Raw genomic sequence first — 19,343 nt, 5'->3', positions numbered from 1 at the left:
ATTCCGCTTCCCCGAAATGCCTCTTGCAGACCAAGGGCCGTTAGGCCCGACGCGTAGATACGGTGTTAACTGAAGTCGGCTCTTCTTCGATTACTCATGCAAATCCCATCTCTTACACTTCATATTTATCCTATTTTCCCTGATTCTTCTATGTCATTTATCATCATTACTGTATTTTCCATCATAGACGGATCGAAAGGGTTACTGTTATCCTCGATTAGTCTCGTGTTATCTTCTTCAGTTCTAATTTATTTTTTTCTTCTCCTTCTCTCGGCTCGCGCGGCTCGAAGGGGGTCACAGGACTTTGCGAATGATCTCGCGCGAGTTTAATCTGTTTCAATCGTTTGTAGTAATGAAATGACTCGCGGGATCGAAGGGGGTTACAGAATAGCTCGCTTTGTCTCGCGTGTTATTTGGCTTTTATTGGTTTTCAACATTCTCCATCGAAATACACCATAATAGTCATTAGCCGATTTCAGTTAACGTTGTTGTATTCACGAACCCGAGAACCTTAAGGAAGCACAGAGCCATACGCGAAGTTGGCTCTCGATCGGCCGCGACGCGGTTAGGTTCGCAGAGGTTGTCTGCTGACTTCACTTCCCCGAAAAGCCTCTGCAGACCAAGGGCCGTTAGGCCCGCCGCGTGAATACGGTGTTATACGCTGCCCCTGGCCTCTTCGAAAAACAATCCATCTTCTTGTCTCTTGATCTTCAATGTCTCTTGACCTCCAATATCTCTTGACCTCCAATGTCTCTTGACCTTTATGTCTCTTGGCCTTCAATGTCTCTTGACCTTCAATTCTCTTTACCTTCGATGTCTCTTCGATCTCAATGTCTCTTCGATTTTTAATTATCAATATCGCGGCTCGAAGGGGGTCACAGAATTATTCGAATGATCTCGCGCGTAACTTATCTTTAAATGTCATTGTCTCTCAGGGGTTGCGTATAACGTTGTTGTATTCACGAACCCGAGAGGCTTAAGGCAGCGCCAGCTGCCGGGTCCTACGGACTTAGCCTCGCAGGAGTTGTCTGCTGAATCTGCTTCTTCGAAAAGCCTCTTGCAGACCAAGGGCCGTCAGGCCCGCCGCGTGAATACGGTGTTAGCTGATGTTACCGAGTTCGAAGGATTACATACAAGTACTTAGAAAGTCTTTATTATTTCAATGAGTCCAGGATTTCGCACTGATCCTTTACATTTTGGACATTCATTCTTTGTTATTAAGTTTTTGTATGCTGCTTTCAATTCTTCTTTATTAAAAATATAAGCATCCCTATCAAAACAAAAAGCATCAATATCTAGATTACAATCAAAACAATGAAAACGTCGATAATACACATATATTAAATTATCATTCGAAACAAGTGTGCATAGACGTTCATTTTCTAAAGTTAATCCATTAAAGCAATATAATATTCTTGGCCACCATTGACCTTCCTTCCAAGGAACTTTCTCCAGTACTGCAATCGTCTTTGTACCTTGTGTTCCAAAATCATCAAGATAATGTGATATAAATCCTTTAGCGAGTTCTGCATTTAATAATTTATATCCGAAAATTTCAGAAATTTTATTATCAAATATTTCTTCCCACTCAGAACGTGTTGGGAAGAGAAGCCTTTTGTTTTGAAAGTTGATCTCTTTCATTTATTTTTTTCCTTTCGGTAATTTCAGCTAACGTTGTTGTATTCACGAACCCTCACTGGCTTAAGGCGCGCCAGCGCCGGGTCCGACGGACTTAGCCAGTGCAGGGTTGTCTGCTGATTCCACTTCTCCGAAAAGCCCCTGCAGACCAAGGGCCGTAAGGCACGCAGCGTGAATACGGTGTTATATGATGCTGGCGACTTCATGAGTTACAAACACTGGGTTTATTCTTTAATAAAATCAATAAATATGTTTCCGTCCTTTTTATTCTGATATACCAGTCTTCCATCCAGTCCCAAATAGAGTTCATTGTATATAGATTTCTTTCTTATCCTTAAATCAACTTGCTTATCATTAACTTGAAATCTAGCAAAATAATAAATCATTCTTGGAGAATTAACTCCACTCTTAAAATCCTCGGTCCACAATTTCAAAACCCTCGATGGAGTTCTAATAACCGGTAATGACATATCTATTCTGTTTTTGTTTCTTTCGTATATTAATACAGTAATGAAAAATAAAAATATAATAACGGAAATGGAGGTTGCTAATATAGCTTCACCAGAAATAACTCTCACCTCTGTATTTGATTTTTAAGTACTTCGCCAGTTTCATATAACTCCCATTCTACGTATTACGCGAATAACATTGTACCAAGAGTATCTGCGAAAGGGTTCGTGAATGCGACGGATTATGGGGGTGTTTGTGAAGTGCGGCGGCAAGGGAGGATGTCGGGACACCGCTTTGGCGCCTCCAGACATCCCTATGTGTCTCTTTCTCACTCTTTGTCACCTCCCATACCCCCTGCGTCTCCTTCTTTCCTTAGTTCCTCCCCTATCTCCCCCTCCATCATTTCCCGCCCTATCGACCTCCATCATCCCCCGCCCTTCCGACCTCCATCCTCTCCCTTCCTTCGCTCCCTCACTGTTCTTCCTGATGATCCCTGCTGCTGAACAGCCGGTCGAGCGGGCTTTGGATGCGGCGGATGTCCTTGACGGTGACGTGAGTATAGCGCTCGGTGGTGCGGGAGCTCTGGTGGCCTAGCAGCTCCTGAATATAGCGCAGATCCGTTCCGTTCTCCAATAAATGGGTCGCGAAGCAATGGCGCAGGGTATGGACGGTGGCCGGTTTGGTAATGCCAGAGGTGCGATGGGCATGTTCGAAGGCCTTCTGGACGGTACGTTCACGAAGGTGGCTGCCGCGATTTTGTCCGGGGAAGAGCCAATTCTGCGGCTGCTCCTCCTCTAAGTAGGAACGGAGGACGGCGTAAGCGATCTTAGAAAGCAGCGTATACCGATCTTTTCGCCCTTTGCCCTGCCGGATGTGCAGCATGCCCCGTTCGAGATCCAGGTCCGTCATCTTCAGCCGTACGACCTCCCCCACGCGCAAACCGGCGGAATAGGTCAAGTACAGGATCGCGCGATGCTTCAGGTTCCCCACTCCCCGCAGGATCCGCATCACCTCCGGAGCAGACAGCACGGAAGGCAGCTTATTCTCCTTCTTGGGGCGAATCCACAAGCCCGCCTCCTCCCCATATTGACAGACAGAGACGAGATAGAATTTGATGGCGCTTAAGGCTTGATTCACATAAGCATGGGACTTGCCGCTATTCAACAGGGTGAGGGAAAAATCGCGCACCAGCTGCGGGTCATAGGTCCGCTTCCGCTTCTGCAGAGCATCTTGCAGGAACCGGGAAACATGGCCGGAGTAGGCCTTGATCGTCTGGAGGCTGTAACCCCGAAGCGTTAAGGCCTCTACAAGCCGTGCCTCCTCGGCCTCCCCCCATATCGGAATCCTTGCACCAGAATCTTCCCGGAGATGGGTAGAATGAGCTCCACCCGATTGAGAAAAGGAAGCCCACTCCCCAAGAAATCCGCATTCCTCCAGCAGCTCCTGCTCCACGTGAACCTCATAGTCAGAGAAGAGCTCCATAAACTGCTGGACATGCGTGATCGTGTAAGGAAACAGCCAGGCCCGCATGTGCGGATTCCAGCGTCGGCCAGGGATCAGACGAATAAGATTGACGATCTCCTCGCTATAGGGAAAGACCAAGCTTAACCGGTCATCATCCATTTTACCGAGTTGAATGACCATTACCAATTCTACCTCCAGTATACAAGATTGGTAATTCGTTGAATACAAAAAAGAGACCGTCCAGCCGCTGCTGGAACGGCCACAGAACGATCTCCGATGCTTTCGGATAAGTAGATAACTCTTATTATGATAGTGCGAATTAAAGGAAGCAAGGACGGCAGATGAACTTTGTGCGAACGGTGTCATCGCCTTATCGAGCCCATCTCCCTCCACACCGGACAGGCCAGTAGGCCTCTTCGTTTTGTCATGAGAGGCCTGCCATCTGGATGCCGTGGGCCGCCCAGTCGATGATCCTATTGTTCATGATCGCTACCTCCCCGGATGAACCTCCTCCTGTTCAATAGGCGGCGGGCCCGCGGTTGTCCCGAGGAACAGCTCGCCTTGAATCCGGATGTGCTCGTAGGGCAGTGTCGGGTTGGCAAGACGCCACAGCATCCGGTCCGCCGCCCGGTATCCGGTCTCCCGGATGGGCAGAAGTGGACGGGTGAACAGCGGCAGCTCCTCCGGCTGCTCGTTCAGCAAGCCGACCAGGGACACGTCTTGGGGAACCAGAAGCTTCCGTTCCTGCAGGATTCTCCATACATCGGGCACGACATGGTGTAGGCCGCAGATGCATGCGGTCGGCCGATAGCGCTCAAGCCGGTCCCGGAGCTCCCGTTCCCATTCGCCGGTCACCGTAAATTCCGCCAGGCAATGATGCGCCGCATCGGTGTCCAAGCCTTCCGAATCCATCGCCTGGCAGAAGGCCTGCCACCGGAGGATATAGCCTCTCTGGGAATGGATGTCTCCGACATATAGAATCCGCTTGTGTCCGAGAGCCATCAGGTGGAGCACCGATTCGTAGACCGCTTCGTAGATATCCCAGATCACACTGTCGATCTTCACACCAGGCGGAGGATAATTGAGCAGAATTCTGGGCTTCTGCAGGCGGAATAAGTGGGATTCCCAGACTCGGGGAGTCATCGCCGGAGCAATAAAGACACCGTCCGCGTACTCCAGACCGCTCTCCTCCACCCATTCCGCCATCCGGTTCTCTGGCAGTTGGCTGGGCAGCAGCCACTCCTCGATCTGATGGCCGAAGGAAGCGAAGCGCTCATGAAGCCCTTCGACCAGCTTCCGGATGTAGACGGCGGACTCATCCGTATACACGACGACAAACCGAAGCCGTTCCGCCGGATACGGCTCGATATGCTCCAGACGAAGGCTGCGGATTTGGTCCATCGTGTAATAACCCAGACGTACGGCGGTCTGGATGATGGCCCTTCGGGTAGCCTCGGACATGCCGGGCTTGCCCTTCAAGGCTTTGATGACGGTTTGTACGGTCACGCCGGCGGATTGAGCGATGGTTTTTAAGGTGACGGCTTTGCGGATCGGCAATGCCCTCTCCCCTTTCTTAGCATGATGATCTGGGCGTTTTGGTTACAGATGGACGTTCTTTCGTTAACCTTAAGTTAAACTAGTTTCCTCTGTCCGGCAATCTATAATTACTTACATAAGATCTTGATCCGAATGAAGGAGGAACCCCAAATGTCCGAACAAACGCAATCCGCAACCTTATTCGTCCCCGGTGAAGCCCTTCCCGTCCGTTATACTCCCGATGTAGTGGTGGTTGGCGGAGGCGCATCCGGTGTCGCTGCTGCGATGGCAGCCGCCCGCAATGGAGCGTCTACCCTATTGATCGAACAGCGCGGGTACCTGGGAGGTATGGGCACCGCGGCGCTGGTTCCGGCATTTTGCCCCTATACGGACGGCGAGAAGCCGGTAATTCGCGGCATCGGCTTGGAGCTGCTGGACCGGATGAAGGAGGAAGCAGGCCCCGAGTTCCACTCCCGCTACCGGGACATGCTGAATTGGGTGCCCATTGACGTCGAATCCTTGAAGCGGGTCTATGACGACGCCGTACTGGAGAGCGGAGCCCGGATCCTGCTGCATACCGTGGTGGACCGCGTGCTTCATACCGGAGACCGGATCAGCGGACTCGTCATCAGCAACAAATCGGGCCGTGCCGTGGTCCAGGCCAAGGTTTATATCGACGCCACCGGCGATGCGGATCTGGCGGCACTGGCCGGCGTACCCTTCCAGCTGGGCGGAGAGCATGGCGAACTGCAGCCCGGCAGCATGTGCTATCTGGTTACCGGGGTAGACCGGGCCCGGTTCGACCGGTTCCTGGAGGAGACCGGCGAGCATCCGCAGCTGGAACGGACCGTGACGGAGGCTCAGAAGAACGGAGACCTGCCCGAAGGACGGAAGCGGATCTCCGGGATGGCGTGGATTACCGATACGACCGTCGGATTTAACTTCGGCCATCTCTTCGGCATTGACGGCACCAACGCAGAGGATCTGTCCCGCGCGGCCATCGAGGGCCGCAAGCTGGTCGACCTTCAGATCCGGTTCCTGCGCAAGTATGTGCCGGGCTTCGGGAACATCCATCTCGTCCATACCGGCGACCAAGTCGGCATCCGGGAGACCCGGAGGATCCAGGGGGATTACACCCTGGTGGTCGAGGACTTCCTGACCATGCGAACCTTCACCGACGATATCGCCCGCAATTCGTATTATATCGACATCCACCTGGCCAACGCCGGAAGCACCATGACCATCAAGCACTTGCCCAAGGGCAAATCCCATGGGGTCCCCTACCGCTGCATGCTGCCGAAGGGAGTCTCGAACTTGCTGGTGGCCGGACGCTCCGTCTCGTCGGACCGGGCCGTACAGGGCTCGCTACGCGTCATGCCCAACTGCTTCGCAATGGGAGAAGCGGCGGGTATCGCATCGGCCATGGCGTCCTCAGGCGGCTTCGGCTTCCGTGAGGTATCCGTGCCCGCTCTGCAGAAGAAGCTGCTGGAGCAAGGGGCTTGGCTAGGAGAGAATCCCGGTATCGAATCCGAGGACCGTTCGTTAATCGAGGGGCAGGTCGCCTTCGACAAGGAATCGGATGCCTGATGAAGCAGGCATAAGCTTTAAGCCCTGGCACCGATGGTGTCAGGGCTTATGTTGTTGACCGCTTAGAGCGAGAGCAGGAAAGGGATGGCCATCCCGGCAATCCGCCGGTGTCCGGCCTCATTCGGATGCAGCCCGTCCGATGTAAAAAGAGGCAGCGTGAGCCGATTGAAGCCGCTGTTCGCGTATAAGTCCAAGACCGGCAGCGCGTACCGCGAGCCCAGCTCGCGGATCGCCGCGGCGTAATCCCCCAGCCGGTATCCGGCTTCGTTAACCGTCTCGATATCGAAGCCGTCCTTGTCGCGGTGCAGCGGCGTCCACAGGCTTAGCCTACAAGCCGGGTTGGCGGTCAGAACACGCTCCACCGTCGTCTCATAAGCACCGATGAAGGTGTAAATATCCTTCACACCGGGTTGGCCGAGAGGCTTGTGCAGCCGGAAATCGTTCACCCCGGCGAACACCGTGACGCATTCCAGCGACGGGTCCACCTCCGCCGACATATGCACCGTCGCGCCGTAATCCCGGTCCCCTCCGGCCGACATGGGGCAGCCGCTTTTGCTGTAGTTCACCACGCGCCCGAAGCCCAACGCCTCCGCCACTAAGGGCTGATATCCTTCCGCAGCCGTAATGCTGTCTCCCAGGGTACCCCAGCCAAGCCCTTTCCACTTTTCGTCGTTCATACGATTCCCTCCCGATAAATCTGGTTCAGCTTCATTGTAGATTTCGGTTAAGGGAACGAATAGTTTCACTTTTGTTTAACGAAAAAACCGCCTTGGCGCCGCTAGTCATAAGCCCGGCTGCTCTTCGGTGAGATCCAGATCCTTATAAACGAACTCTCTGGACCTCACGAAGCCGCTCTTCTCGTAAAAGCTCCGGGCCCGGCCGTTGTCGGACCAGTAATCCAGCTCGATCCGGGTGATCTGCCGCTCTCTGGCGAGCTCCGCGATAGCGTCCATGAAGAATCTGCCGCAGCCCTTGCCCCGGGCCGATTCGTTGATGCTGAGCTGGTGGACGTAGACCGAACGGGAGGGCTTCCGGAAATCCGTCTCCGGATAATCCCGGATATCGATCCAGGCATAACCTTCGTACTCCCCGTCGTGCTCCAGGACGAGGAAGATGGCGTCCGGCTGCTGGACCTTTTCCTTGAAGAAGGTCTTCATTGCCTCCGGATTGTAGGGCTTGAAGATGTCCGGATACAGGCGTTGATGCAGTTCGTGTACGTCCTTATTCAATCGAGCCACCAGCTCATAGTCCTTGGTCTGAATGATGTGCACGGCATTTTCCCCCTCATCTGCGATAGCCATCTCCTCTACATGTTCGATACCCCATCCAATAAATCCCTCTCGGACACAAAAAAGACAGAAGCCTATTCAAGACCTCTGTCCTTATCCATCGTCCGGCTGCTTCTGTACCAGCAGATTCGAGCCTTCCGTATATTCGGCATAGAATACGTCCTTCACATGGGAGACCCCATGTTCCTCAAGCTCCCGGTTCAACCACTTCGAATCCCGGCCGATTCGGTTCAACGTCTTGGTCATGATCTGTCCGTCCAAGATCAGCTGTGCAGGCAGCTGCACTTCCCCGCCCCCTCCGGAATCGGCAGCCCTCCCTCTCAGCACGCTCAGATTGCCGTTTCCTTCGAGAAACGCATAATCCACCTCGCGGATGGAGAAGATCTCCTTCTCCCGGAGGAGCACGAGGAGTTCGTTCAGATCCAGCCTCTTGTCCTTCAGCACCTGCTTCCGGATTCGTCCCTTCTCGATGATCAACGCCGGTTCGCCGTCGAACAAGGACCGGGCCTTCCGGATCTTCAGCTTCATCTTGTCGATGATGTAGATCAGGATCGTCCAGAAGACCAGGGCAAAGCTCATGTGAAGAGCCGTCACTTCATCTTGGTACAAGACGTTGCCGACCAGCTCCGAGAGGACGATGGCGGAGATGAAATCGAAGACGTTGAGCTTCTTCAGCTCGCGGCCTCCAATGAACCGGGCGACGACGAACAGCACGACAAAACCGACCAGCAGCTTCACAGACAAGTGGAAGTACTCCATGGGGAACCCTCCTCCGCGCCGCAAGAGCGGCGATAACAGGTTGTGGGGCATGGTGAGTAGTATTCCCATATTCTGTGAAAGTAAAGAAAGCTCCCGGGACGCATCGTCCGAGGAGCTTCCTAACCCGCCTATTCGAAAGCGACGACTTGATTCGTCTCCACGGACCGGAATGCCGCTTCGAGCAGCTTCATGACCCGCAGGACTTCCTGGTTCTTCACGATGATCTCCGCTTGGCCCTCAATGGCATCCAGCACATTCCGGTAGAAATCCCGGATATCCGTCGGAATCCGCGGAATCGCTTCTTCCGTGGTCGTGTGGTCGTTCACTCGGGGAGCCATGGTCTTGGTGAGACCGGCACCGGCAACAATCGGGGTGGCATCATGGCTGCCCGATGCATGGGCGAGCTTCACGATCTGGCCCTTCATGCTCCAGTCCTCGATCACCGCCGTCCCCAGCGTACCGTTCACGTACCATAACGGATTCTTGATGTAGTGGGTCGTACCGACCTCCAACAGGGCCGTGCGCCCGCTCTCGAAGGTTAAGCTCAGCCGGAAGCCGTCATCCACTTCGGCATTGGTGATGTGGGTGAATTGACAATAGACGGACTTCACCTTCTCCGGGAACAGGAGCAAAATCCGGTCCGCCAGATGGACCCCCCAATCCAGCAGCATGCCGCCGCCGAACTCCTGCTTGCCCCGCCAGTCTCCGGGTATACCCCGGGAGCCGTGAACCTTCGACTCCACATGGAACACCTCGCCCAGCACCTTCTCGTCCACCAGCTTCTTGACCGCGAGATAATCCTCGTCCCACCTGCGGTTCTGGCCGACAACAAAGTGCATGCCCGTCTCCTGCTGAACGTCCAGAATGTCCTGCAGCTCCCGGCTGTTCAGGGTGACCGGCTTCTCACAGATCACATGCTTGCCCGCTCTCATGGCGGCGATGGCAATCTCCGCATGGACATGGTTCGGAGTGGCGATTATCACCAGATCCACCTCCGGATCCGACAGAAGCGCTTGCAAATCCGTATACGCTTTCAGGCCTAAGCCGGCTGCTGCATCCTGCCGCTTCGGGTCGATGTCGCAGGCTCCGACCAGCTTCATATCTTCAACCGTAGGAATGAGTCTGCCGTGCTGGCTGCCCATGCCGCCGAACCCTATAATGGCTACCCCGTACTCTTTGGAACGCATCTTAACCATCATCCCTTCATGGAGTCACAATACCTATCAGGCTGTTATGGAAAAATGGTAGCATGATTGCTTCCCGCTTGACAAGAACTGTTCGTGGCATGATTGTATGCTATTTTGCCTTCATGAACCCTCATAAGAGCTCATCTAGGGCTACATCTTCTTATTGAAGACTCTCAAATTTCGATCTTTTCCTTGCGGCCCTGCAGCGTATAAGTCTTCTGCGGACCGAAACCGACATTAGCGTCCACCGTCATCTCAAGTGTTTCCCCATCCTTAGAGAAGCTGCAGGTGATGGTTTGGACGAAGGGACCCTCCACCAGTCTTAAGGTGATCTCCAACGTATCCGACGCGATCCAGCGGAAGCTGGCGGCTACCCGCTGCAGCCGATCCGGCGGGAACAGGTAGATCTGGTTCTCCCGCCATTCGGCCTCGTACAACAGAAGCGTCTGCTCCCCGGAGGATGTACCGACCGCCAACTCCGCCTCGCGGCCGCTGACCCGGAAGGCCATGGTCTCAAGTCCGAATGGCATCGGACTTAACCGGTACCTCCCGCCTTCCCATCGCCTGCCGGCTGGGTGTACCTGTTCCGTTGCGGCCGGAGGCTCATAAGCCAGCTCCCGGAGTTGGCCGGACAAGCTCCCGTGCGCCGCAGGATCCGCCGGCAGCGCTTCCGGTGCGAGGCCCGGAAGAAGCTCGCTCCAGAGGACGCTCAACAGCAGATGCGTGACGTTGGTGCCCGAGGTGAAGACGGCGACCGCATCCTGCTCCGGCATGACGATGCAGAACTGGCCGAAGGCGCCGTCCGCTCTATAGGCGCCATGCCGGCACCGCCAGAACTGGTAGCCGTAGCCCTGGGTCCAATCGTTATCCGGTTCGCTCCCGTTCCGGATCTGACCCGCCGTGGCCTCCTCCGTCCATCCTGCCGGAAGCAGCCTTTTCCCGTTCCAGATGCCGCGCTGCAGATACAGCTGTCCGAACTTCGCGATATCCTCCGTCTGGATCATCAGTCCCCAGCCCCCTGCGGCAATGCCCCGCGGGCAGGTCTCCCATTGGGCACCCTTAATGCCTAACGGGCCGAACAGACGGGGTTCCAGGTATTCCAGCAAGGGCTGACCGGTAACCTGGTGAAGGATCGCCGACAGCATATAGGTTGCACCGCTATTGTAGACGAAGCGGGTACCCGGGCGGTGTTCGACCGCGGCGGACAGGAAGCCTCTGGCCCAATTGGTCTCTCCGTCCCGGTTGAAGGGAGGCTCCTTGTCATGGCCGGTCCCCATCGTCAAGAGGTCGCGGATCCGCATCTCCGCCAAGTTCGCGGACACCTCCGCAGGCAGCTCCTCCGGAAAGTAATCGATCACCCGGTCATCCAGCGAGAGCAGGCCCTCTTCACGTGCCAACCCAATAGCCGTAGAGGTGAAGCTCTTGCTCAAGGAAAACAGCATGTGGCCTTCATCGGGCCGGTAAGGCGACCACCACCCCTCTGCGATGACATGGCCGTGGCGGAGCAGCATGAGACTGTGAACCTCAATGCGGTTGGCTTGAATCGCCTCCAAGAGCTTCTGGATGGCTTCAGAACGTACACCCTGCTCTTCCGGTGTGCTTCGAGGCAGCTTGAACGTGGAATCCATGGGTTCATCCCTTTCCGTATGGATAATGGCAAACGCATACATCCCTTATTTTACCATACGCAGCGCGCAAAAAGGACTGCCTCCGGCGAGGTCAGTCCCTTTTTTTGTGGCCAACCATTGTTGCAGCTAAGCAAGGCCGGTTTATCCCAGCTTCTTCTTCACGGGTATCCAGACCTCGCAATACTCCAGTCCGCTCTCCGCTGTCCCGTACAGCTCGAATTCCGGCCCGGTCTCCGGCTCGTAGCCCGACATGGGGAACCACTCGGTGTAGATGCGCTTCCACAAGGACTGAACCTGCGCCGTCGTCTGTTCCACCGAATACTCCTCAGTGGTGAACACCGCCCAGGTCAAGGCGGGGATCTCCACCCGGACATAGCCCTCCGTCCGAGCCTTCTCCGAGTCGAAGGCGCAGATCATATAAGGGAAGCTGGCGCCGCCGGTATCCCGGTAGCACATCACGGCATTAACCGGGCAGATTCCGGGCGTGCCGGGCTTCCAATCCATCCCCGATGCCATCCCCAGACGGTCAACCGTACCGTCCTGCATCAGACGCTGCCACATCTGCGGAATACCCTTCAGATTCTCCCCATCCACAGTCGTAAAAATCTCCTCCACCCCGAACACGGCGAAGGCTTCCTTCTCAACCATCCGGTAGTTCATTTCGTCAGCCCCTCGAATCGTAATGTGAAAGGATAGCCGGGGATAGGACTTCAGGTTGACTCCCATACTCCGGGATAATGTCGGAGCGACGCCATGCAGCTTCTGGAAGGCGCGTGCGAAAGCCTCCGGCGACTCGTAGCCGTACTTCAGCGCCACGTCGATCACCTTGATCCCGCTTTGCTGCAGCTCGAAGGCCGCCAAGGTCAGGCGCCTGCGCCGAATATACTCCGACAGCGGCACATCCGTCATGTAGGAGAACATCCGCTGGAAGTGATACACGGAGCAGCAGGCGATGCCCGCAGCCGTCCGGTAGTCGATCTCCCCCTCCAGATTCTCTTCGATATAAGCGATGGCGCCGTTCATCCGATTCAGCCAATCCATCCCATAACCTCCCTTCAACTTCAGAATACAAGATTAGGTCCAGGGCTGCCTTGCAATCCATGCACCAATCTGCTAGGTATCCCGCGCATGGCCGCGGTTAGCTGCGGCCTCTATCTTCCCTATCATACTATAATCGCGATCCGGCTCCTATCTGAAAAATAAAAAGGCCGCAGCCGAAGCCGCAGCCCTACCGATCAGATCCGTTCCCCCACCGGTCCTTTCCCGGCGGTGATCGACAGACCGCCGAACGCCTTCTCCCGGCTGGCCAGCTCCTCTCCGCTGCGCCGCAGGGCCGCTCTCGGTCCCTCGAACCGGGTCCGGTAGTAGCCGAAATCCATGATGACGAGCAGGATCATCATCCCCAGCATGGCATAGGCCGCATTCTGGTTGGGCGGAATCATCATGATGATGCTGATGAACACAATCCAGACCAGGGAGACGATGGCGACGGGATTGCTGTATTTTCCCAGATTCCAGGGACCGTTGTGCTTGGACTGGAACTTGCCGCTCCGCTGGGCCAGGAGCTTCAAAAGGATGGGGATTCCGTAGGAGACGTACAGCCCCACCACGCTGACGGCAGTCAGGAATACGATGGTGCCGTAGGCGGCATCCGGCTGGGCCAGCTTAATCAGATAATCCGTGAAGGCCAGCAGAAAGGACAGGATCACGGCCAGCCAGATCGCCTTGGCGGGAGTGCGGAACTTGGTGCTGATCTGTGACCATTGGGAGCTGAACGGCATGCCTTTATCCCGGGAGAAGGCGTACATCATCCGGGAGAAGGAGGTGACCGAGGACAAGCCGCAGCACCACATGGCGATGGTCACCAGCCAGAGTACGGCAGTGCCGAAGGTGCCGCCCAGCGCCTCGCTGATGACATGGATGAAGGCGTTGTCGGCCGAAGCAGCGGCGCCTGCGTCTCCGATGGACAGCGTGACGAACGCCAGCATGATGAAGCCGAAGACAAAGGAATAAGCGACGGAGGTGAAGATGCCCCAGGGAGCACGGATTCGGGGGTTAACCGTTTCCTCGATGGTGTGGGCGGATGCATCGAAGCCGGTGAACGTCCACTGCGCCTGGAGGAGGCCGATCAGGAAGGCCAAGGCGTAGGGCTTGTCGGAGAAGGTCTCACCCACATGGAACAGATAGGACACTGGCTGAAGCTCCTGCTTGGAGAAGAAGGCCAGGCACACCACCAGGACAACGACGACCGCGATATGATACCAGGCCGAGAAATCATTCAACCGAGCCACCAGCCGGATTCCGACATGATTAATGATGCCGTGGCTCAGCAGAATCCCGGCGAAGGTCACCAGCACCGACGTATCCGTGGAGGTGTAGCCGATGACGTCGGCCAAGAGCGGATCTGCGAATAGCGCTACGGAATAGCCGATGCCCGACACGATGCCGATCTGTCCGATCAGGTTAATCCAGGCCGTATACCACCCCCATCTGGCGTTCGCCAGCACCGAAGCCCAATGGTACAGAGCGCCGGCTGTTGGGATGGCGGAAGCCAGCTCCGCCATAGAGGCCGCTACGAACAGGACGAAGAAGGCTACGATGGCCCAGCCGAAGCCCATCATGCCGGCACCTCCGTATGTCAAGCCGTGTCCGTACAACGAGACCGCTCCGGTCAGAATGGAAATGATGGAGAAGGAAATGGCGAAGTTGGAGAAGCCGCCCATACTGCGCATGAGCTCCTGCGCGTAGCCGAATCGGTTCAGCTCGTTCTTGTCCGCCAGAAGCTGATCTTCGAGATGATTCATCGTCATGCCTCCCTTAGACATCGGATTGTTCACTCTCCTGCGCTAACCCAAAAACCGCTCGTGCGTGCTCTCATCGAAGCTCCGAATGTTCCGGTTGACCACCGCCATCACCCCAATGGCGAACAAGCATGGCAGCAAGACGCAGATGACGCCCCACAAGGTCTCCATCGATCTTCACCTCCCCGGCAGAAAGAATGGCCTTGTCTTAGAACCCGACGCCGCTTCTTTTCTCCTCCAGCATCCGCTTGACCAGCACGCCCAAGTAGGCGCCCGCTTCAGCCGGCGGCGTTCCTCCCTTGCGGATATTGGACAGAACCATACGGTCCGCATCGGTCTTGCCGCTGCGGGGCCGGTACCCCATATAGACGCTCAGGGATTCGGCCGAGACGAGTCCGGGCCGCTCTCCGATGAAGAGCACGGCCGTCTCGGGCTCCAGGATGTCGCCTACCGCGTTCAGGATCCCGACTCTGGCCCGCGGGATGAACAAAGGCGTTCCCGGCGGGATGCCTTCCAGCTCCAGGGCGTCGAGAAAGGCGGGCAGGATATCCCGTAGATTGGCGCAAACTGCGCTGGCGCTTAGGCCGTCCGATACGACGATCTGCACGGCGGGCCGGCGCTGGCAATGCCGCCGAAGGCGATCCTGAGCCTCGGAGGTCAGCTGGCGGCCCCAATCCGGCCGCTTCAGGTACACCTCCTTGTCGGCGCAGCGGGAATCGACCGAGAAGAGGCCGTGCTCCTGAAGCAGGGCAGCAGGCACCTCTCCATACACGGCATCCAGCGCCGCCGCATGATCTGCCCGGAGCACGAGCCATTCCCGCGTGGTCGGGCGCGTGCCCGCCCTTCCCGCCGCAATCCGGGCCGGCGTGGATGCTTTCAAGCGCTCTAAGGGCTCCTCCATCCGATTCATCCGCCTCCTTGAAGGAAATAGGCCGGATTTCCGGCCGCCGTGGTCAGTCTGCCCTGCTCCATCAGACCCCGGCTCTCGAGCCACCGTTCGAAATCGGGCAGCGGTCGCAGCTGCAGAAGCTCCCGGACGGTGGCAATGTCGTGATAACCCAAGGACTGGTAATTCAGCATGCAGTCATCCGCCAGGGGCACGCCGATCAGGAAGCTGACCCCGGCGGAAGCGAGCAGAACCGCCAAATTATCCATATCGTTCTGGTCTGCCGCCATGTGGTTGGTATAGCAGACGTCAACCCCCATAGGGAGCCCCTGGATTTTCCCCATGAAGTGGTCCTCCAGTCCGGCCCGCAGCACCTGCTTGCTGTCGAACAAGTACTCCGGTCCGATGAATCCGACCACCGTATTGACCAGGAACGGGCGGAACCGCTTCGCCAGCCCATAGCAGCGTGCCTCCAGGGTAACCTGGTCGATGCCGTGATGAGCCTCCGCCGACAGCTCGGAGCCTTGCCCCGTCTCGAAGTACCATCGGTTCGGACCGATTCCCGTCCCCATCTCGCGAATCTGGGCGTCCGCCTCCTCCAAGAGAGCGGCCCGGACCCCGAAGGATCGGTTGCCCGCCTCCGTGCCCGCCAAGCTCTGGAAGAACAGATCTGCCGGAGCCCCTTGACGGACGGCCTCCATCTGAGTGGTAATGTGGGCCAAGACGCTGTTCTGGGTCGGAATGCGTTGCCGGTCCAGCACCTCCTTGGTCTCCTGGAACAGCCTCTTGATGTTCTCGACGGTGTCGATCACAGGATTCACCCCCACCACGGCGTCTCCGATGCCGTAGCTCAGTGCCTCGTACAACGAGGCCTTCATGCCTTCAGGCGAATCCGTGGGATGGTTGGGCTGAGCCCGGCTCGCCAGCCTCCCCTTCGCGCCGAGTGCCGTGTTGCAACGGGTCTCCACCCTGCACTTGGCTGCAGCGGTAATGAGATCCAGATTGGACATGAGCTTGGCGGCGGCCGCCGCCATCTCGCTGGTCATACCGCGACCGATCCGCATCACTTCGTCAGGCTCGGCCGCCAAGAGCCTCTCCCGCAGTTCCCCCACCGTCCAGCCCCGGATGCTCCGGTAGACCTCTTCATTCACACCCGCTTCTATGATCCGGGACACCTCATCCTCCTCCGGCGGGAGAAGCGGATGCTCGCGCAGCTCCTCCAGCCGCAGCTCTGCCAGCACCCACTTGGCCAGCATCCTTTCCCTGGCGTCCCTAGCAGCGATGCCCGCCAGCCGGTCCCCGGACTTCTCTTCGTTGGCCTTGGCGAACACCTCCCGGAGCGAGGCGAAGTGCTGGGTCATGCCGTTTAGGGTCGTATGAAGCTTCATGGGTCTGAGTCCTCCTCGGGCAGGAATTCTAAGGGTGTCCGCTTCGCAAGCGAATCCGGCGGCGGCGGAAGGAAGACGAGCGTCTTCACCGATACGGGGACGGAATCTCCATACAGCGGCCGGCCGATGTCCACATAGCAACCGGGCTCCGCTCCGACCTGGTCGATGCACAAGGGATACAGCCTTCCGCCGGAGGCCAGCCGGATCGCCTGCCCCAGAGCTCTTCCGACATCGGCCTCGCAGATCAGCACCGGGGTACGGGCGGCCGGCAAGAGAAGCAGCCAGGACTCCGAGAAGGCAGCCGCCCAGGCCCGGATCCCGGCGTAGGTCAGAAGCTCCGGCGCAGCCGGTACCGCCAGCGCGAAGGGCGGCTCCCGGTCGGAGCCGTAGAGCTCCACGGCCTCGCCGAGCCTCCGGCGCAGCTCCACCGCCCCGATGCCCCCCGCATGCACCGGTACATGCCGGACCGGCAGCAGCTCCGGCGGGGCGGTAATCGTGGAGCCGCTCAACACCACGCTGTAGCCTCCTGCGCCGATTACTGTGGCTCGGCCCGGATGGGCGGCGGTACGGCAGGGGATTCTTCGTAGGCGGATCGCTTCCCGCAGCTCTGCTGCCAGAAGCGGCCCTATATCGCCGTAGACCGCCGTCTCCTCCACCGTAGCCGGGGCGCAGGAAGGATCCGCCATGAGCTGGCCGATCCCGCCGGTAACCGTGAGCTCGTCGGGCGTCCGGCCTTCGGCGGAGACGGAGGGGACGGCGCCATACCGAAGGCCGGCCGGACCCGGTAGGTCAGATGAAGCGCCGTCCCATAGACCGTGGAGCAGCTCCCCGGCCATGGCCCGGCAAAGCTCCCGGAGCTCCTCCATCTGCGCGAGGCGTCCTTCCTGCAACCGGATGCCCCGCCCTTCCATCCAGCTTCGAATCCGAGCCGATACGTACCCGATTCGGCCATTCCGGTCCAGCCTCACGAGCCGCCCGCCGATGTGATAATGGGCTCTCCATACTGCCGCCCCTTGATGGAAGGCGGCCGCATTGGCGGTCCCTCCTCCGATGTCAACGTTCACCACGGTGCCTCCCAGCTCCCTGGACCTGAGATCACTGCCTGCGCCCAGGCCCGCCAGATGAGCCTCCAAGTCGCTGCCCGCCTGAGCCGCCACGAAATCCCCGGCCCAGTCGGCCAATCTCCTCACCACGGTCTCGGCATTGGCTGCGGCGGAGGATTCGCCCGTGACGATCACGGCTCCCGTCTCCGCTGCGCCCGGCTCCAGCCCAGCCAGTTGAAGCTCGGCCTCGACAAGTGCAAGAACCCTCCGGCCATCGATGCCTCCGTCGGGAGCAAGCGGAGTCTCATGGGCTTCTCCTGTGTAGAGCAGGGTACGCTCCACGATGTCCTGCCGGGGCAGGCCGCCGGGGAGTCCCCGATCTGCCAGAGACAACTGGCTCACCACGACCTTGGTCGTGCTGGTGCCGATGTCGATGCCCAGACTCCGGATCGTGCGGACCGGATCCATTCGATCGGCCTCCTCCCTTCATCCTGCTGCGTTCAAGGCCAAAAAGCGCTCCATCCCCATTCTCATCCGGGACGAGCGCCTTTGTCCGTTTCCTGTCCTATCATCTGGATGTTAGGGCCCCCCGGAGGCATCAGCGCCGTCCAAACCATATTCCCTCCCCTTTCCGGTCTCGAACGTTCATGTTCCGTTTCCCGTTGAATGTATCGTAGATCGATGGAATGTATTTGTCAATATATCTAACCTAATTTCATTTATTTCTACTTCAATCCACGTGACACGTCACATATCATGACATCTACTATGCGTTTCCCCGACAAAAAAGACCTCGAACCGGGTCTAACCCCGGATCAAGGTCTACATAAGCCAAACTGCTGCGTCAGCCTTGGCTGACCCTCCTCATTCCTTACTCCTCATGACTGAAATCCTTCCCCATCCTATCTCGCCGAGTGGCGGATGACCTCCTCCAGTCGCGCGGCCACATAGCCTGCGCCCTGCTCCAGCTCGCTCCTCGTGAAGCGGACCAGATGCATGCGCTCGTCGGCATCCAGCGCCTCCTCGAGGAAGCCCATGAAGCCTCGTGCCCTGCGGTCTACCTCCAGCAGCACCTCCACTCCGCCGGCATCCGGGAAGAAGGTTGCCTCCAGCTCATCCAGATGCCCGTAATAGGGGCCCCCGGGTACGAACTCGAACTCCTGAATGAACGGAACGCCTCTTCCATAGCGGGGAGCATATTCGTTCTCTACCTTGCGGATGCGGAAGCCCAGACTTTCGATAGCCTCCAGAACCATGCCTGCATGGGGATGAGGCAGGACCTCGATGTAATCCTCATCGCCCGGATCCACAGTGTTGGCGATGTCCAGTCCGGTCTTGATCCAGACCCGGACCCGGTCGAAGGTGGATGGCGTATAATCGGGAAGCGTGAAGGCGAAGGGAATCTCCAGCTCCTCGTTCGGCTGCAGCCGGAGCGCACCGGTGACGCGGAATTTGGCAATCGCCTCCGTATACGTGACTTTGCGGTCGTCCCTTTCTCTGATATAAGTGGTCAAGAGGTGCAGGTAGATGCCTTCGATCTCCTGAGCGATCCCACCCCCGCGGACATACACGGCTCCCCGCACTTCATCCCCGGGCTGATACCGCGAATCCTCCAGACGGGTATCCACCTTAGCCCCCCCGATTCCGATACTAGCCAACATCCGGTTGAAAAACGACATATTCCTTC

Annotated in this window: 16 protein-coding genes; 1 reads left to right on the top strand and 15 read right to left on the bottom strand. The window is 57.4% G+C overall.

Annotated features, from left to right (window positions below; translation table 11 throughout):
* Nucleotides 1-1,140: 1,140 nt before the first annotated feature.
* From ACSEXW_RS09350 to ACSEXW_RS09340, 3 genes are all read right to left on the bottom strand, one after another.
* Nucleotides 1,141-1,641, bottom strand: coding sequence for a hypothetical protein (locus tag ACSEXW_RS09350; protein ID WP_438445861.1), 501 nt, complete (start codon nt 1,639-1,641; stop codon nt 1,141-1,143).
* Nucleotides 1,642-2,559: 918 nt separating this feature from the next.
* On the bottom strand, nt 2,560-3,732 hold the full coding sequence (locus tag ACSEXW_RS09345) for a tyrosine-type recombinase/integrase (RefSeq protein WP_438445860.1): 1,173 nt from the start codon (nt 3,730-3,732) through the stop codon (nt 2,560-2,562).
* A gap of 309 nt (nt 3,733-4,041) precedes the next feature.
* Nucleotides 4,042-5,109 carry a LacI family DNA-binding transcriptional regulator gene (locus ACSEXW_RS09340; RefSeq protein WP_438445859.1) on the bottom strand — a complete coding sequence of 356 codons (1,068 nt, stop codon included), beginning with the start codon at nt 5,107-5,109 and terminating at the stop codon, nt 4,042-4,044.
* A 150-nt stretch (nt 5,110-5,259) separates the two neighbouring features.
* Between ACSEXW_RS09340 and ACSEXW_RS09335 the strand changes: the two genes are divergently transcribed.
* Nucleotides 5,260-6,675, top strand: a complete 1,416-nt coding sequence (locus ACSEXW_RS09335; protein WP_438445858.1) for an FAD-dependent oxidoreductase — start codon at nt 5,260-5,262, stop codon at nt 6,673-6,675.
* A gap of 62 nt (nt 6,676-6,737) precedes the next feature.
* Here ACSEXW_RS09335 and ACSEXW_RS09330 read toward each other — a convergent pair whose 3' ends face one another.
* From ACSEXW_RS09330 to ACSEXW_RS09275, 12 genes are all read right to left on the bottom strand, one after another.
* Entirely contained in the window at nt 6,738-7,352 is a 615-nt protein-coding gene (locus tag ACSEXW_RS09330) for an SGNH/GDSL hydrolase family protein (protein ID WP_438445857.1), read from the bottom strand.
* A gap of 105 nt (nt 7,353-7,457) precedes the next feature.
* Nucleotides 7,458-7,946 carry a GNAT family N-acetyltransferase gene (locus ACSEXW_RS09325; protein ID WP_438445856.1) on the bottom strand — a complete coding sequence of 163 codons (489 nt, stop codon included), beginning with the start codon at nt 7,944-7,946 and terminating at the stop codon, nt 7,458-7,460.
* A 111-nt stretch (nt 7,947-8,057) separates the two neighbouring features.
* Nucleotides 8,058-8,723 carry a DUF421 domain-containing protein gene (locus ACSEXW_RS09320; RefSeq protein ID WP_438445855.1) on the bottom strand — a complete coding sequence of 222 codons (666 nt, stop codon included), beginning with the start codon at nt 8,721-8,723 and terminating at the stop codon, nt 8,058-8,060.
* Between the two features lie 128 nt (nt 8,724-8,851).
* Nucleotides 8,852-9,910, bottom strand: a complete 1,059-nt coding sequence (locus tag ACSEXW_RS09315; protein ID WP_438445854.1) for a Gfo/Idh/MocA family protein — start codon at nt 9,908-9,910, stop codon at nt 8,852-8,854.
* Between the two features lie 173 nt (nt 9,911-10,083).
* Nucleotides 10,084-11,538 (bottom strand): serine hydrolase domain-containing protein, encoded by a 1,455-nt coding sequence (locus ACSEXW_RS09310; protein WP_438445853.1) that lies wholly within the window; start codon nt 11,536-11,538, stop codon nt 10,084-10,086.
* Nucleotides 11,539-11,679: 141 nt separating this feature from the next.
* Entirely contained in the window at nt 11,680-12,579 is a 900-nt protein-coding gene (locus ACSEXW_RS09305; RefSeq protein ID WP_438445852.1) for an AraC family transcriptional regulator, read from the bottom strand.
* Between the two features lie 194 nt (nt 12,580-12,773).
* Nucleotides 12,774-14,342 carry an amino acid permease gene (locus ACSEXW_RS09300; protein ID WP_438445851.1) on the bottom strand — a complete coding sequence of 523 codons (1,569 nt, stop codon included), beginning with the start codon at nt 14,340-14,342 and terminating at the stop codon, nt 12,774-12,776.
* A 42-nt stretch (nt 14,343-14,384) separates the two neighbouring features.
* A complete protein-coding gene (locus ACSEXW_RS09295; protein WP_438445850.1) occupies nt 14,385-14,510 on the bottom strand; it encodes a hypothetical protein in 126 nt (41 codons plus the stop codon).
* Nucleotides 14,511-14,547: 37 nt separating this feature from the next.
* Nucleotides 14,548-15,240, bottom strand: a complete 693-nt coding sequence (eutC, locus tag ACSEXW_RS09290) for an ethanolamine ammonia-lyase subunit EutC (protein ID WP_438445849.1) — start codon at nt 15,238-15,240, stop codon at nt 14,548-14,550.
* A 5-nt stretch (nt 15,241-15,245) separates the two neighbouring features.
* On the bottom strand, nt 15,246-16,613 hold the full coding sequence (locus ACSEXW_RS09285) for an ethanolamine ammonia-lyase subunit EutB (RefSeq protein ID WP_438445848.1): 1,368 nt from the start codon (nt 16,611-16,613) through the stop codon (nt 15,246-15,248).
* Complete coding sequence (locus ACSEXW_RS09280; RefSeq protein WP_438445847.1) at nt 16,610-18,124, bottom strand: ethanolamine ammonia-lyase reactivating factor EutA; 1,515 nt, start codon at nt 18,122-18,124, stop codon at nt 16,610-16,612. Before ACSEXW_RS09280 ends, ACSEXW_RS09285 begins: the two co-directional genes overlap by 4 nt.
* 434 nt (nt 18,125-18,558) lie before the next feature.
* Nucleotides 18,559-19,335, bottom strand: coding sequence for a sporulation protein (locus ACSEXW_RS09275; RefSeq protein ID WP_438445846.1), 777 nt, complete (start codon nt 19,333-19,335; stop codon nt 18,559-18,561).
* Nucleotides 19,336-19,343: the final 8 nt, after the last annotated feature.

Origin of the sequence: Oryzibacillus soli, from assembly GCF_051594765.1 — a bacterium.
GTDB lineage: Bacteria > Bacillota > Bacilli > Paenibacillales > NBRC-103111 > Paenibacillus_AR.
The sequence above is the reverse complement of the archived record's forward strand: the minus strand, read 5'-3'. Positions and strand labels throughout refer to the sequence as shown.